At 51.2% G+C, this 14,415-nt stretch carries 16 protein-coding genes and 1 other RNA gene; 7 read left to right on the forward strand and 10 right to left on the reverse strand.

Annotated elements, in window-relative coordinates; genetic code table 11:
* The 7 genes from FHP88_RS15170 to rnpB form a co-directional block, all read right to left on the reverse strand.
* Positions 1 to 1,362, reverse strand: coding sequence for a UDP-N-acetylmuramoyl-tripeptide--D-alanyl-D-alanine ligase (locus tag FHP88_RS15170; protein ID WP_144359936.1), 1,362 nt, complete (start codon positions 1,360 to 1,362; stop codon positions 1 to 3).
* A complete protein-coding gene (locus FHP88_RS15175) occupies positions 1,359 to 2,882 on the reverse strand; it encodes a UDP-N-acetylmuramoyl-L-alanyl-D-glutamate--2,6-diaminopimelate ligase (protein WP_144359937.1) in 1,524 nt (507 codons plus the stop codon). Before FHP88_RS15175 ends, FHP88_RS15170 begins: the two co-directional genes overlap by 4 nt.
* Positions 2,882 to 4,645 carry a peptidoglycan D,D-transpeptidase FtsI family protein gene (locus FHP88_RS15180; RefSeq protein WP_144359938.1) on the reverse strand — a complete coding sequence of 588 codons (1,764 nt, stop codon included), beginning with the start codon at positions 4,643 to 4,645 and terminating at the stop codon, positions 2,882 to 2,884. Before FHP88_RS15180 ends, FHP88_RS15175 begins: the two co-directional genes overlap by 1 nt.
* Before the next feature lie 2 nt (positions 4,646 to 4,647).
* Positions 4,648 to 4,920 carry a cell division protein FtsL gene (ftsL, locus tag FHP88_RS15185; protein WP_260843330.1) on the reverse strand — a complete coding sequence of 91 codons (273 nt, stop codon included), beginning with the start codon at positions 4,918 to 4,920 and terminating at the stop codon, positions 4,648 to 4,650.
* Positions 4,917 to 5,852: a 16S rRNA (cytosine(1402)-N(4))-methyltransferase RsmH gene (gene rsmH, locus FHP88_RS15190; protein WP_144359940.1), complete on the reverse strand. Its 936-nt coding sequence runs from the start codon at positions 5,850 to 5,852 to the stop codon at positions 4,917 to 4,919. The genes ftsL and rsmH overlap by 4 nt, the downstream gene beginning before the upstream one ends.
* Before the next feature lie 2 nt (positions 5,853 to 5,854).
* A complete protein-coding gene (mraZ, locus tag FHP88_RS15195; protein ID WP_144359941.1) occupies positions 5,855 to 6,310 on the reverse strand; it encodes a division/cell wall cluster transcriptional repressor MraZ in 456 nt (151 codons plus the stop codon).
* 363 nt (positions 6,311 to 6,673) lie between these two features.
* An RNA gene (gene rnpB / locus FHP88_RS15200) (RNase P RNA component class A) lies at positions 6,674 to 7,036 on the reverse strand.
* A gap of 165 nt (positions 7,037 to 7,201) precedes the next feature.
* On the opposite strand from rnpB, the gene FHP88_RS15205 reads away from it, so the two are divergent.
* Entirely contained in the window at positions 7,202 to 8,386 is a 1,185-nt protein-coding gene (locus FHP88_RS15205; protein WP_144359942.1) for an aspartate aminotransferase family protein, read from the forward strand.
* 27 nt (positions 8,387 to 8,413) lie between these two features.
* On the forward strand, positions 8,414 to 9,337 hold the full coding sequence (gene argF / locus FHP88_RS15210; RefSeq protein ID WP_144359943.1) for an ornithine carbamoyltransferase: 924 nt from the start codon (positions 8,414 to 8,416) through the stop codon (positions 9,335 to 9,337).
* 58 nt (positions 9,338 to 9,395) lie between these two features.
* On the opposite strand, the gene FHP88_RS15215 is transcribed toward argF, so the two are convergent.
* Complete coding sequence (locus FHP88_RS15215) at positions 9,396 to 9,605, reverse strand: dodecin (protein WP_144359944.1); 210 nt, start codon at positions 9,603 to 9,605, stop codon at positions 9,396 to 9,398.
* Positions 9,606 to 9,735: 130 nt separating this feature from the next.
* Between FHP88_RS15215 and FHP88_RS15220 the strand changes: the two genes are divergently transcribed.
* Together FHP88_RS15220 and FHP88_RS15225 are read left to right on the forward strand one after the other, a co-directional pair.
* Positions 9,736 to 10,689 carry an MBL fold metallo-hydrolase gene (locus tag FHP88_RS15220; protein WP_260843331.1) on the forward strand — a complete coding sequence of 318 codons (954 nt, stop codon included), beginning with the start codon at positions 9,736 to 9,738 and terminating at the stop codon, positions 10,687 to 10,689.
* Positions 10,690 to 10,691: 2 nt separating this feature from the next.
* Positions 10,692 to 11,063: a hypothetical protein gene (locus tag FHP88_RS15225; protein ID WP_144360131.1), complete on the forward strand. Its 372-nt coding sequence runs from the start codon at positions 10,692 to 10,694 to the stop codon at positions 11,061 to 11,063.
* A 2-nt stretch (positions 11,064 to 11,065) separates the two neighbouring features.
* Here the strand turns inward: FHP88_RS15225 and FHP88_RS15230 are convergent, their stop codons facing one another.
* The gene (locus FHP88_RS15230; RefSeq protein ID WP_186297748.1) at positions 11,066 to 11,464 is read right to left on the reverse strand and encodes an antitoxin Xre/MbcA/ParS toxin-binding domain-containing protein; all 399 of its coding nucleotides are present in this window, start codon (positions 11,462 to 11,464) and stop codon (positions 11,066 to 11,068) included.
* 74 nt (positions 11,465 to 11,538) lie between these two features.
* Positions 11,539 to 11,952: a hypothetical protein gene (locus FHP88_RS15235; protein ID WP_260843332.1), complete on the reverse strand. Its 414-nt coding sequence runs from the start codon at positions 11,950 to 11,952 to the stop codon at positions 11,539 to 11,541.
* Between the two features lie 167 nt (positions 11,953 to 12,119).
* On the opposite strand from FHP88_RS15235, the gene FHP88_RS15240 reads away from it, so the two are divergent.
* From FHP88_RS15240 to FHP88_RS15250, 3 genes are all read left to right on the forward strand, one after another.
* Entirely contained in the window at positions 12,120 to 13,013 is an 894-nt protein-coding gene (locus FHP88_RS15240) for a phosphoribosylaminoimidazolesuccinocarboxamide synthase (protein WP_144359948.1), read from the forward strand.
* A 78-nt stretch (positions 13,014 to 13,091) separates the two neighbouring features.
* Positions 13,092 to 13,349 (forward strand): glutaredoxin family protein, encoded by a 258-nt coding sequence (locus FHP88_RS15245; protein WP_144359949.1) that lies wholly within the window; start codon positions 13,092 to 13,094, stop codon positions 13,347 to 13,349.
* Positions 13,342 to 14,331, forward strand: a complete 990-nt coding sequence (locus tag FHP88_RS15250; RefSeq protein WP_144359950.1) for a serine/threonine protein kinase — start codon at positions 13,342 to 13,344, stop codon at positions 14,329 to 14,331. Before FHP88_RS15245 ends, FHP88_RS15250 begins: the two co-directional genes overlap by 8 nt.
* The last annotated feature ends 84 nt before the right edge of the window (positions 14,332 to 14,415 follow it).

Genomic DNA, 14,415 nt, shown 5'->3' on the forward strand with positions numbered 1-14,415 from the left:
TCAGACTGTCTCCGGATCGACAAGTGCATTAACAATCAATTCCATGCCTGCGCGACGCGACCCCTTTACAAGAACCCGATCACCCGACTGCAACTCCTGTTGCAGTGTCTCTATCAATTGTTCACGTGTATCGAAGGCCACTCCACCCTGCCCAAAAATGCGCACAGCTTCTCCCGCAGCACCTACAGTACAGAGGCGATCAATTCCAGATGTTTTCGCATAAGCACCAAGCTCCTGGTAAAAAACAGTGGTACCCTCGCCTAATTCACCAAGCTCACCGAGCAGAACGTATCGACGGCCCGGTGCTGTTGCGAGAACATCGATAGCCGCCATAACCGAATCAGGATTGGCGTTGTAGCTATCATCGATGAGCAGCACACCATCACGCCCTATCCGTGGCTGCAATCTTCCCTTAACAGGTTTTATTGAGGCGAGCCCTGTTACGACATCTTCACTGGTTGCGCCCAATTGCAAGGCGGCTGCAATGGCGGCCAATGCATTTAGACGATTATGTTCACCGGCCAATGCAAGTGAAACCGTCAAAGCACCCAATGGAGTAACCACAGAAAAGTGTGAACTAAAACCTGATGCATCCCACTGCAGCGTCGCCGTGCCTGGACTCGTGATATCCGCAGGCTGGTTGATACCAAAGGTACACACCCTCCTTCCTCCGGCAACGCCTAACCAGTACGGTGCAAAATTATCGTCAGCATTGAATACAAAGCAGCCGGTTTCTGCGAGACCCGATACAATTTCACTCTTCGCCTTGGCGACGCCTTCGAGAGAGCCAAAGCCTTCGAGATGTGATCGGCAGGCATTATTTAGCAACGCCACATCCGGTTTAGCAATTTTACTCAGATAATCAATTTCACCCGGATGATTGGCACCCATCTCAATGACCGCATACTGATGCTCCTGTAACCGCAACAAGGTAAGAGGCATGCCAATATCGTTATTGAGATTACCCTGGGTTGCCAATACTGATCCCCTATTCCCGAGAATCGCTGCAATCATCTCTTTAACTGTGGTCTTGCCATTACTACCCGTTACCGCCACAACAGCCGCAGCACTCTTCTGTCGCCAAAGTGCAGCCATTTGCCCTAACGCTATTCGTGTATCTGCAACGATCAACTGTGGACAATTAAGCGTCGTTTTATGATCGACAACAACGGCCACTGCTCCTGATTCAACGGCACTCCCAAGATAATCATGCCCATCAAAGCGCGGGCCTTTCAGGGCAACAAACAGAGCCCCGCTGGACAATGAACGTGAATCTGTGCTGACTGATGAGAAATGAATATCTTCACCCACGACCTGTGCATCAAGATGCGTTGCCAGTTCTGAGAGTTTCAGCTCGATCATGCCTTCACCCCGGCAAGCGTCTTCTGCACCTGTTCCCGATCACTAAAGTGAAGGACCTGATCACCTACCAACTGATAGGCTTCGTGCCCTTTACCTGCAACCAGAATCAGGTCACCTGACATCGCTTTCGTAATACTTTTAGCAATGGCATCGGCACGATTTCTCATCACTAAGGCCTCTCCGGAATGCTGCATGCCGGACAGAATATCTTCGATAATCATTTCACCTGACTCACTGCGCGGATTGTCGTCCGTAACAATCACTTGATCAGCGAGACGCTCCGCGATGGCACCCATGATTGGACGCTTAGCCCTATCCCGGTCACCACCACAACCAAATACACAGACCAAACGCCCACCTACATGCTCGCGCAGTGCAATCAATGCCTGTTCCAACGCGTCGGGTGTATGAGCATAATCAACCACCACAAGGGGCTGATTACCACCGCCAAAACACTCCATCCTTCCCGCTACTGTTTTAAGCCGAGACAGTTTTTCCAGTGCTACCTCAAAGACAATTCCTCGATATAACATGACAGCGAGTACAGCCAGCATATTGCTCACATTAAAGCGACCTAACAGACGACTCGTGATATGGCCTGCACCCCAACTACTTTCAATACTCAGCGACATGCCCTTACAATCTGGAATGATTGCGGCCGCATTGATCCATCCATCCAACTGATCATTGTTCGCAGCGGTTGCGGTATAGCCAATTTTTCGTACACTCTGTGGCAAACTCTCAAGAATGCGAGCACTAAACTGATCGTCCAGATTAAGCACGGCACAGTTTAATCCTGGCGTAAAAAACAAACGCTTCTTGGCATCTGCGTAAGACTGCATAGTTTGATGGTAATCAAGGTGGTCTTGTGTCAAGTTGGTCAGCACGGCAACATCAAAACTAACAGCAGCCGCTCGCCCCTGATCCAGGGCATGAGATGAAACTTCCATGGCCACCATATCGGCGCCACGACTTTTAAGATCTTTTAACTGGGCCTGCAGTTTCACTGCATCGGGGGTGGTGTGACTTGCGTCTTCCAGGGAACCCAACAACCCATTCCCTACGGTACCAATCACACCGCATACATGCTCAGGACTGAACACTTGCGCCAGATAGTGACTACAGCTGGTTTTACCATTGGTGCCAGTAATACCGACCACTGACACTGTCTGACTCGGGTCACCATAGAAACGTCCAGCGATAGCACTGACATGCGTGGATAGATCAGCGAGTGGATAGAGCGGAATGGAAACGCTCTCGGCCAACGTTGTGATATCTGCCACCGACCAATTTTCATCAGGCTCACATACAACGGCAACCGCTCCGCGATCAATCGCTTGCTGTAAAAACTCAAGTCCGTGATGGGTAACACCAGAGCAGGCAATAAAAAGCGTATCGGCCTCCACCTGTCGACTGTCCATGGTCAGGTGTTTGATCGTTTGATCAGCTTCTTCAGCATTAATCCAACCCGCCAACAATTCGCGCAGTTTGATGTCCGCATGCTTCGCGGGAGTCGTCATCACTTGACTCCTCCACTGCCCGCCAACTTGACCATTGAATCATCCAGCGCATCTGGAGCAACATTTAGCATACGAAGTGCGCCGGCCATCACCGATGAAAAAACCGGGGCAGCTACAGATCCACCGTAATACTCGCCGGCACTCGGCTCATCAATCATCACAACCATAACGAGGCGCGGGTCACTGGCTGGCGCAATTCCGGCAAAAACAGAGATGTACTGATCGTCAGCATAACCACCGGAGATACTTTTTTTAGCCGTACCTGTTTTACCCGCTACGCGATAACCCGGCACTGCAGCTGCAGGGGCCGTACCCTCTTCAGTGACAACCGCCTCCATCATCTTGCGAACCAGCTTGGCCGTTTTCGCCTTCATGACCCGCTCACCTTTCACCGGCTCATCCTGGCGTATCAGCGATGTGGGATAACGCATACCATCACTCGCCAGCACAACATAGGCACGCGCTAACTGCAGGGGCGTTACTGACAGACCATACCCAAATGCCAAGGTTGCCTGATCGATTTCCGCCCAACGCCTGTAAGGCGCCAACTGCCCGGTTACCTCACCAGGAAATCCCGTACTGGTCGCCTCACCAAAACCCATCTTGGAAAAGAAACCCCAAAATTTCTCTTTAGGGAGATCGAGCGCAATCTTACTTACACCCACATTACTGGACTTCAGAATGACTCGACTGAGATCAATTGCCCCGTAGTTCCGATGATCCTTTACCTGATGCCGCCCTACTTTCATCGTGCCAGGCGCCGTATCAATGACCGTCCCCGGTGTATAGCGCCCAGATTCCAATGCTGCCGCTATTGTAAAGGGCTTCACTGTTGAGCCCGGCTCGAATACATCGGTTACAGCACGATTACGAAAACGCCCCACCTTTCCTTGCTTGCTGCCATTCGGGTTGTATGCCGGCTGATTTACCATCGCCAGAATCTCACCGTTACGCGCATCCAAAATCACCGCAGAGCCCGCCTTGGCCTTATTGCGCTGCACCGCACCCTTTAACTCCCGATAGGCCAGAAACTGCAGGCGACGGTCAATCGACGTAATCAGATCTTTCCCTGCCTCAGGCTCAAGAATATTTTCTACATCCTTAACCGCTCGAGCACGACCATCCTGTATGACCCGTTTTTTCCCAGATGTTCCCTGCAGCCATTCATCATAGGCCAGCTCCAAACCTTCCTGACCTTCATCATCCACATTGGTGAAACCAACTACATGGGCAAACACTTCTCCATCGGGATAATAGCGACGATATTCACGCTGCAATCCAACCCCGGCAATCTCGTTATCTGAAACGTACGCCGTCAACTTAGCGGCCCTATCTGGATTAATCCGACGTTTCAAATAGACAAAAGAGCGATCGCTTCTCCGCGCCAGGAGTTGACGCAAACTATCCAGGTCCATCTGCAAAATTTTGGCGATAGGCACTAAGATTCTGCTATCTGGCGAGAGTGTCCGTGGATTAGCCCAGACGGAATCAACCGGGGTACTGATGGCAACCGGCTCACCCAGCCTATCTTTAATCATGCCGCGATGGGCAGACATCTCTACAACACGCAGATGACGTCGCTGCCCTTCATTCTGCAGAAAATCTGTTTCAAATATCTGTTGATCAACCGCACGCCAAATAAGCAGGGAAGCAGCACCCATTAGCAAACCCAGCATGGTCCACCGCCGAGCTTGATAGCTTGGCAGTGCCTGCTCGAGCCTGCGAGCCTGTTTCAGACGCTTATTTCGGGTCTTGCCATTCATAGTTATGGTTTGACTACCACGACCTCTTCTGCTGTTGGTATGTGCATGTTTAACTTTTTACGTGCCATCTTCTCCACGCGTGCATGGGTAGCCCAGGTACTCTGCTCCAGCTGCAAGCGCCCCCAATCCACTTCCATCGCGTCACGCTCTGCACGCAACAACTGCAAAGCAACGAAATTTTTTCTTGATGCATATTTTGAATAAACAACACTGGTTGCCGTTACCAATAACCCAAAGGTCAAAAACAGCAACACGATCAACTGACCCCGGGTCACAATTTCCGCTCCGCCACACGCAGCACAGCACTACGCGCCCTAGGGTTTTTATCCACTTCTTGTCGCGACGGCTTGATCGCTTTCCCAATCAAATTAAGCGTGGCATTTCGCTGCTGCTCGGTCACAGGAATACCCACAGGAAATTGCTCACCCCGCGCTGCATCACGCATGAAGCGCTTAACAATACGATCTTCCAACGAGTGGAAACTGATCACGACCAGTCGCCCACCAGGGACGAGCACCCGTAATGATTGATCGAGACACGCCTTAAGATCTTCAAGCTCTTTATTGATATGAATACGGATTGCCTGAAAGCAGCGCGTCGCTGGATGCTTACCCTTCTCCCATGACGGATTAGCCGCAGAGACAATCTCTGCCAGACGACGGGTGGTTTCGATTGGGCGCTCATCCCTGGCTTCAGCGATTGCCCGGGCAATGCGCTTAGCAAAGCGCTCTTCACCATAGGTTTTAAATACCTGAACCATCTCATCGACCTCAGCAATCTTCAGCCAATCAGCCGCACTTACACCTGATGAGTTGTCCATGCGCATATCCAAGGGCCCATCATTGAGAAAACTGAAACCCCGTTCCGCTCTATCAAGCTGCGGAGATGAGACACCCAAATCAAGCAACACACCATTCACTTGACCTGTAATCCCCGCCTCTTCTGCAAATTGTTCAAGTGATGCGAAAGAGCCCTGCTTTATCTGGAAACGCTCATCATCCAAGAACATCTGGCTGGCGAACTCAATCGCATCTGGATCTTTATCTATTGCCAACAAACGTCCTGTCTTATCCAGCGCTTTTAACATCGCCGCACTGTGGCCGCCTCTTCCGAATGTGCCATCGATATAGCATCCACCAGGAATCATATTCAGGGCCTCCAGCGCTTCTCGAAAGAGCACTGGCAGATGTTGGTCCTTGTTACCCATAACTATATTGAGAGCGTTTCTAGATCAGCAGGCAGATCAAGGTCATCCAGATTCACCTCATCCAACCAACCATCACGCTGACTGTTCCAGCGCTCTTCATCCCAGAGTTCGAACTTATTACCCTGGCCGATGAGTACGGTATGCTTTTCCAGTTTTGCGAAATCACGTAAGGCGGGGGGCAACAAGACACGCCCCTGTGCATCCATTTCTACTTCTGTAGCATGCCCTACCAGAAGTCGCTGCAGATTACGCGCTGCCTTATTAAAGGAGGGTAGCTTCATCAGCTTGCGCTCAATCTCCTGCCACTCTGGCAGTGGATAGATCAATAGACAGTGATCACGATCGATCGTCACCACCAATTCCGAGGCACAACACTCCTGCAGCCGCTCGCGATAACGCGTCGGCACTGCCAAACGACCCTTGGCATCCAGATTGAGTCTGTTAACACCCCGAAACAAAGAACCTATCCCCCTTTTGGAATTCCAGCTTTCCAATAAAATCCACTTTTACCCACTTATCACCATAATAGGTACTGAAGTAAGGGGATGTCAAGGAAATCAACCCACCAAAACAGGCGAAAGTTCCTTTAAAGACAGGGAGTTAGATACACATCACAAAGCGAAAAATAGAGGACAAGACAAGAAAAAACAGCGTGATAAATTGTGGAGTTAATGTAACTTATCAAGATAATTAGAATTTAATTACTATATCGCTGTCATTTCAAGGTTTTCTGAATAAACGGGAATAATTGATGCTTCAAACACACATAACGCAGCACTGAACCTGGAGGGGGTATCCTTACCCGAGACACGATGAAAGAAGTTGGGAGTCGGCCTATAAGCCGGGTTCTGTCTTGAATGGCCATTCATCTGGGATGCACGTCACCGTACACCTCAAGCGACCTACCCGGGGACCGTGCGGACCACACGTGGCGATCGAATCGCCTGCCCCCCTATTTGGTCTTGCTCCGGGTGGGGTTTACCCTGCCACTGCTGTTGCCAGCAGCGCGGTGCGCTCTTACCGCACCATTTCACCCTTACCACCCAATCCGAAGATCGGGGGCGGTATATTTTCTGTGGCACTTTCCGTAGGCTCACACCTCCCAGGCGTTACCTGGCACCCTGTCCATCGGAGCCCGGACTTTCCTCCACTTTTTGCAAAGCAGCGACCATCCGGCCGACTCCCGGCGTGGAGGGTAGTCTCATACAGCACTATTGGCAAGTGTAAAACCGCCGAAGGGGGACTTGCCATCAAGCACCAATCTCCATAGTATTGACGGTTTTCTTGGATATTTGCGCCGATTTGCCGGATATCCAGTTGCCTGGTTTGGAGACTTAAGGATAACAACCATGTCGAGTGCATTAATGGCCACATACAAAAGACTGCCTGTGAGTTTCGAACGGGGCGAGGGTGTCTGGCTTTGGGACACAGAAGGCAAGCGCTATCTGGATGCCCTATCCGGCATCGCCGTTTGCGGTCTGGGCCATGCCCACCCGGCTATCCAAAAAGCGATTTGTGATCAGGCAGGAAAGTTACTGCACACATCCAACCTGTACGAAATCCCGCTGCAGGAAAAATTAGGCGAAAAGCTGGTAGCCCTGGCCGGCATGCAGAAGATCTTCTTTTCAAATTCGGGCGCTGAGGCCAATGAGGCCGCGATAAAAATCGCCCGGATGCACGGCCACCAAAAAGGCATTACTAATCCTGCCATTGTGGTAATGGAGAAAAGCTTTCACGGTCGCACCCTCGCCACGCTCTCGGCTACTGGCAATCGCAAGGTTCAGGCCGGCTTTGAACCGCTGGTTCAAGGTTTTGTGCGCATCCCGTTTGGTGATATCGACAGTCTGAAAAATGTGGCCGAGAACAGCCCCAATGTGGTTGCCGTGCTAGTCGAGCCAATCCAAGGCGAAGGGGGAATCAATATCCCTGCAAATGACTATCTGAAACAGATACGCAAGATTTGTGATGAACGAAAGTGGTTGATGATGCTGGATGAAATTCAGACAGGCATCGGACGTAGCGGTAAATTCTTCTCACACCAGCACCAAGAGATCGTTCCTGATGTCATGACCCTTGCCAAAGCATTAGGCAATGGCATGCCGATCGGTGCCTGCCTTACCAACGGTAAAGCAGCCGATGTGTTTGGCCCTGGGAATCATGGCACTACCTTTGGCGGCAATCCATTAGCTTGCCGGGTTGGACTAACCGTACTAGATACCGTAGAAAAACTTGATCTTTGCGCCCGGGCAGAGATGCTGGGCGCCAAGCTATTGGCCGATTTTGCTGACGCACTGGCCGATGTCATTGGTGTGGAGGAGATTCGAGGCCAAGGCCTGTTGATCGGCATAGAGCTGAACCGCCCCTGCGGTGAACTGGTTACCCTGGCACTGGAAAAGGGACTGTTAATCAATGTCACAGCCGACAACGTGATCAGGCTACTCCCTCCACTGGTGATGAAAAATGAGCAGGCGGACCAGTTGGTGGCCACACTTTCAGAACTGATCAAAGCATTTCTGAGTGAAGACAGCGACTAGAGTCTCTAGCCACGCAAGGTAAAGATTATGACAACGACTGCAAGTAAGCCCGTCAGACACTTTCTCTCGCTATTGGATTTCTCATCCGACGAGCTGCGCACTCTGATAAAGCGTGCGACCGAACTAAAGCAGATTCTGCGTTCAGGCGAGATCTATGAGCCACTGAAAAATCAGACCCTGGGGATGATCTTTGAGAAATCCTCCACCCGCACGCGCATCTCATTTGAGGCTGGCATTACACAGCTTGGCGGGCATGCACTGTTTCTCTCTTCCCGTGATACCCAGCTAGGCCGTGGTGAGCCGATTGAGGACAGCGCCAGAGTCATTTCGCGCATGGTCGATTGTGTAATGATCCGCACCTTTGAACATGCGAAAGTTCAGCTATTTGCAGCCCATTCCCGAGTACCCGTAATCAATGCATTGACCGATTTGCTGCACCCCTGTCAGCTCCTGGCGGATATGCAGACCTATTTCGAGCACCGCGGTGATATCGCTGGAAAAACCGTCACCTGGGTAGGCGATGGCAATAATATGTGCCACTCCTACATCAATGCCGCACGACAGTTTGACTTCAAACTCAATATTGCCTGCCCTGTTGGACACGAACCTGACCCCGATATATTGCAAGCAGCCGGTGATCGCTGCCAGATCATTCATAAACCGGTTGAAGCCGCCAGTGGGTCCGATCTTGTGGTAACCGACGTCTGGGCCAGCATGGGCCAGGAAGAGGAGCAGAAGCAGAGAGCAGTCACCTTTGCCGATTATCAGGTCAATGACCAAGTGATGGCTGAGGCCCATGCGGACGCCTTATTCATGCACTGCCTCCCCGCACATCGTGGCGAGGAAGTAACGGCCTCTGTTATTGATCGTGCTGACAGCGTGGTATGGGACGAGGCTGAAAATCGGATGCACTCACAAAAGGCCCTGCTCGAGATGCTACTCTGCTCCTGAATATTTCGATATGACCCGCCAGCGCATAGCGTGGTTCATGCGCTGGCAGAAAAATGAGCTAATCTTCCAGTCTAAATCCCACCTTGATCACCACCTGCCAGTGAGCCACCTTGCCATCGGCAATATGACCACGCGTCTCCACCACCTCAAACCAATCCATATTCCTGATACTTTTAGAGGCATGCGCTAGCGCGTTCTCCACGGCCTTATCTGAACTTTCAGTGGATGAACCCACCAATTCAATCTTCTTGTAACTATGCGAACTCATCAAAGATCTCCTTAACAAATCAATCACCGCACTATAAACCTAATAATTGCACGGATAACCCAACCTTGCCCGATTTTGTCATCCGTGGCAAAGTCCCCCGCCTGATTAGGGCATAAAAGCGAGCACGACTGTGAAACTCTCATACCAAGATCTCGGGCAGGGTATCTTCTGCATCGACACCTTCTATTATCGACCCAAACTGGACGGTTGCTACCTGATAAAAGAGGGGAATGAAGCGGCATTGATCGACACAGGCACCTCACACGTTGTACCGGCTGTCCTGGAGCTGCTGGCATTACAGGGGCTTCAACCTGAACAGGTCAAATATATCATTCCGACTCACGTACATCTCGATCATGCCGGCGGGACTGGTCAACTGATGGCGACACTGCCTAATGCAGAGATGGTCATACACCCTGCTGGGGCGCAACACATGATTCATCCTGAAAAAATCATAGCTGGCACCATTGCCGTCTATGGCGAAGAGGTCTTTAAGCAACGCTATGGTTCAATCATTCCAGTTCCTGAGTCGCGCACAATCGAGGCTGAGGACGGATTCGAACTCTTTCTTTCTGGACGAAGACTGCAGTGTCTGCACACACTCGGACACGCCAAACACCACCTATGCATCTGGGACGAGCAGAGTCGCGGCCTGTTTACCGGCGATACGTTCGGCATATCCTATCGTGAATTGGATACAGAGCAGGGTCCGTTCATGTTCCTGCCCTCCACGCCGATCGATTTCGATCCAGAGGCATGGCACCAGACCCTTGATAGGCTCACTGACTTGAATCCTAAACAGCTCTTCCTGACCCACTTCTGCCGAGTGGATCAGCCAGCTCTACGCGCACAATCACTGCACGAAGAGATCGATGCCTATGTGGCCATCGCCAAGAACGCGCACGGTGAACAGCGCGAACAACAGATCAAGGAAGCCATGAGCCAGTACTATCTTCAACGACTGCGTGCTCACGGATCAACCCTGCCTGAGCAGGAGATTGACGAAGTCCTGGGCATGGATATCGCGTTATGCGCCCAGGGAGTTGAGGTGTGGCTTAAACGCCAGGAAAAAAGCGGTAAGTGAAAGTGGAGTTTTTCAGGCAATTTGAGAGCAACATCAATCCCGTCGATCTACAGGAACTGCTGACGCTGGAACGACTACCAGACCTTTGCGCCTCCATCGATAGCCTGCTGGAGTATCATGGCGAGAGTGGACAGATCTATTGCCTTTGGGGCAGTTTCAAAGTGAACCGTGAGCCCATTCGGCATGGCGTCCGCTTCTCTCTTCCCGGCTGCCCCAATGCACTGGCATGGAGCATCACCACAGAGCAAGCCTTGATCACCATCCACTGCACGATAAATCGCACTGATCACGAACCGGCGTTCATTGAATCAATTGATCAGTTTGTCGATGACTGGCAGGCCGGGTTGCAACAATTACTCGATGGAAATAATTGATATCAATTCAGTTTAGGGCTGTTCAATTCCCAACAGAAAGTACAATCAAGTTCCGCCAGCACCTGCTCCAGGCCATCCTCGCCTTTCTCCAGAATAAGCCTTAGCGGCTCCTGACCTAAACGACGGTGCTTCTGCCTGAGCCAGCGCGCACCCATGGTAGGATTGGTCGGGTAGCTGGTGTGTAAGGCCTCAGCAATGCGCCTCACATAAGAGGCACGACGCTGGATATCAGGATCATCTGGAAGCATCTGGTCCTGTCCCAATCGATTAAGTTTGCGCAAACGCGTCTCTGGCAGACCGAGCACAAAGCAAACCTGCTCAACACCTAAGCGCCATCCACGCAGGATCTCCATGGTTTGTTGAGTCTTGTGTAATGTTTGATTCATGGATACAGCATTCATGAAACAACCTCCCGTCACTTCTATTTCCGAGTTATTTAGTAGGTAATAGTCTACCAGCAAATCCCCGAAAAAGCTCATTCAAACAGTTTGCGCCACCAGCGGCGCCGATTATTCGGTAAAACCCGGGTAGACGGGAGGTCGCAGGGGGCCAATTTACTGAGTATCCAGCCCGGTAAAGGCGGGTTTAGGCTATATCCGCAAGAGACACCCAGATTATGGGGATCGTAAATCTTTATAAACCCGGGCTGCAGCAGATTATCCGCATAAACAATCCCGCAGTAGGCTTCATCATGTTCCCGCCGGAGAAAACTATCCATCTCATCGATAAAACGATGCAGTTCAGACATCGATGAGGGCGATTCAGGAGGCGCCTCACCCACTGCATAAATATACCAATCATCATCCGCCTGGTCGCGAAGCACAGCCCAGAGCGCATCCAATTGATGCCAACGCAGGGCTGCGGTAAAACTCCCATTAAAAGCAGACATAAATTCATTTAATAACAACGGCATAACTAAAGATATCTCAAACCCACAACTCGGTCCTGGAGTTTCCCATAACCGACTGTTTTTTTGAAATCAAAATGTATTAATGGATTATAAGAAGCGAAATAACAGGGTATAATTCGTTTTTTCAGTCACTAAGTTTCACAATTATGAGCCAAGCTGACGCACTGTTTGAAACAAAACTGCCCCACCTTAAGCTGTTGAATCGCGGAAAGGTGCGCGATATCTTCGACATTGACGACGATCATATGCTGATCGTTGCCAGCGACCGACTCTCGGCCTTTGATGTGGTGCTGCCCCAACCGATTCCGGGTAAAGGCGAGGTGTTGACCCGAGTGGCCAATTTCTGGTTCGGCCGCACTCACCATATCCTACCAAACCACCTGTCCGACCTACCGCTCGAACAAGTCGTGCCTGACCCAGAACAGCGGGCAATGCTAGGAGATCGGGCCATTGTGGTGCGTAAACTTAAACCACTACCTGTAGAAGCGATCGTCCGCGGTTACCTGATTGGATCCGGCTGGAAGGATTACCAGAAGAGCGGTGAAGTTTGCGGCATTAAACTGCCCGAGGGATTACGCCAGGCCGACAAACTGCCTGAAGCGATATTCACGCCCTCCTCCAAAGCGGAAGTAGGTGACCATGATGAAAATATCAGCTTCCAGCAGATGATAGATCTGGTCGGGCAAGAGCTTGCGGAGCAAGTGCGTGACGTCAGCCTTCGAATCTATACCGAGTGTGCAGACTATGCGCTACAGAAAGGGATCATCATCGCTGACACCAAATTCGAGTTTGGGCTGGACAGCAATGGCCAGCTCTACCTAATCGATGAAGTGCTGACACCTGATTCATCACGATTCTGGCCTGCAGATCAATACCAGCCAGGCATCAGCCCACCAAGCTTTGACAAGCAGTTCGTTCGTGATTATCTGGAAACCCTGGATTGGGATAAAACACCCCCTGGTCCAACCCTTCCAGAGGAAGTAATCAGCCGTACCTCTGAAAAATATCATGAGGCGGAAAGCATCCTGACGGGACGCTAAACACTGCGTTAGCACAGGCCTCATCACCCGAGGCCTGTGTGCCACACAAGACCAGTGTAGAGAGGTAGAGTGACCAACATGAAAAAGAGACAGGCCCGGATCACTCTTTACAGCACTCGCAACTGCAGCCATTGCCGTCGCGCCAAGGCCTTTTTACAGGAACATCACATCCCCTTTTCAGAGCAGGACGTAGAACGCAACCGCCGCGCTCAACTGGATTTTATGCGTGCAGGGGGACGTGGCGTACCGCTGATCCTGATCGGTGATCAACCGCTCCAGGGATTTGAACCCCGACAATTGCAAAAGGCACTTCGTCAGGCCGGATTTGATGTCTGAGCAAACCGCCCCCTACGCCAGCCTAACACCCGAAACCATTCTCCAAGCTATCGAATCCGTTGACTACAGGCCGAGCGGTGGCATGCTTGCACTGAACAGCTACGAAAACCGGGTCTACCAGATCAGCATGGATGAAACGCCACCGTTGGTGGCAAAGTTTTATAGACCTAATCGTTGGAGCAACGATTCGATCCTTGAGGAGCACCAGTTCAGTCTGGCACTGGAGAGAGATGAGATACCGGTCATAGCCCCACTGGTCGATACTAATGGGCATACCCTGCACGAATACCAGGGCTACCGTTTTGCCTTGTTCCCCCGTCGCGGTGGACGCTGGCCTGAGCTGGATAACCCTGACAACCTGGAGTGGATCGGTCGATTCATTGCCCGCATCCATCAATTGGGATCGGTCGAACCCTTCCAGCACCGTCCAGATATCGACCCTAACAGGATGGGTCGTCTCTCAGCAGAGTACCTTCTGGAGGGGCAGTTTATCCCATTAGAACTCGAGTCAAGCTATCGCAGGATTACGGAAGCACTGCAGCAGCTCATTGAGGAAATATTTAATTCCACCAATCAATGCAAAAAAATCCGCCTTCATGGCGATTGTCACCCTGGCAATATACTCTGGACAGACCGTGGACCTCACTTTGTCGATATGGATGATTGCCAAATGGGTCCGGCCATACAGGATTTATGGATGCTACTTTCCGGAGATCGCCAGGAGATGGCACTGCAACTGAGTTACATTCGGGAGGGCTATGAGACCTTCAGAGAGCTGGATAGCCGTGAGATAGCCCTGATAGAACCCCTACGTACACTGCGCATGATTCACTACGCCGCCTGGCTGGCAAGGCGCTGGTCTGACCCCGCATTCCCGCATGCCTTCCCTTGGTTTCACACCCATCAATATTGGCAAGAGCATCTGTTACAGCTGGAACAGCAACTTCGGGCGCTAGAAGAACCACCGCTACCCATCTACTGATCTGCCAATTAAACTCATGTTGAAACGTAAAAAGCCCGGTCAAATCAACCGGGCTTTTAATGTCCAACTTGTCGGCATATTCTT

It is taken from the genome of Sedimenticola selenatireducens, assembly GCF_007625115.1.
Classification (GTDB): Bacteria; Pseudomonadota; Gammaproteobacteria; order Chromatiales; family Chromatiaceae; genus Sedimenticola; species Sedimenticola selenatireducens_A.

Bases quoted from the DNA above. Each gene is read 5' to 3' on its own strand.
- FHP88_RS15230 (WP_186297748.1), bottom strand. From the start codon at position 11,464: ATGAATGCTGTATCCATGAATCAAACATTACACAAGACTCAACAAACC.
- FHP88_RS15170 (WP_144359936.1), bottom strand. From the start codon at position 1,362: ATGATCGAGCTGAAACTCTCAGAACTGGCAACGCATCTTGATGCACAG.
- FHP88_RS15240 (WP_144359948.1), top strand. From the start codon at position 12,120: ATGAGCCAAGCTGACGCACTGTTTGAAACAAAACTGCCCCACCTTAAG.
- FHP88_RS15235 (WP_260843332.1), bottom strand. From the start codon at position 11,952: ATGTCTGCTTTTAATGGGAGTTTTACCGCAGCCCTGCGTTGGCATCAA.
- FHP88_RS15205 (WP_144359942.1), top strand. From the start codon at position 7,202: ATGTCGAGTGCATTAATGGCCACATACAAAAGACTGCCTGTGAGTTTC.
- argF (WP_144359943.1), top strand. From the start codon at position 8,414: ATGACAACGACTGCAAGTAAGCCCGTCAGACACTTTCTCTCGCTATTG.
- FHP88_RS15175 (WP_144359937.1), bottom strand. From the start codon at position 2,882: ATGACGACTCCCGCGAAGCATGCGGACATCAAACTGCGCGAATTGTTG.
- FHP88_RS15180 (WP_144359938.1), bottom strand. From the start codon at position 4,645: ATGAATGGCAAGACCCGAAATAAGCGTCTGAAACAGGCTCGCAGGCTC.
- FHP88_RS15245 (WP_144359949.1), top strand. From the start codon at position 13,092: ATGAAAAAGAGACAGGCCCGGATCACTCTTTACAGCACTCGCAACTGC.
- FHP88_RS15250 (WP_144359950.1), top strand. From the start codon at position 13,342: ATGTCTGAGCAAACCGCCCCCTACGCCAGCCTAACACCCGAAACCATT.
- rsmH (WP_144359940.1), bottom strand. From the start codon at position 5,852: ATGGGTAACAAGGACCAACATCTGCCAGTGCTCTTTCGAGAAGCGCTG.
- FHP88_RS15215 (WP_144359944.1), bottom strand. From the start codon at position 9,605: ATGAGTTCGCATAGTTACAAGAAGATTGAATTGGTGGGTTCATCCACT.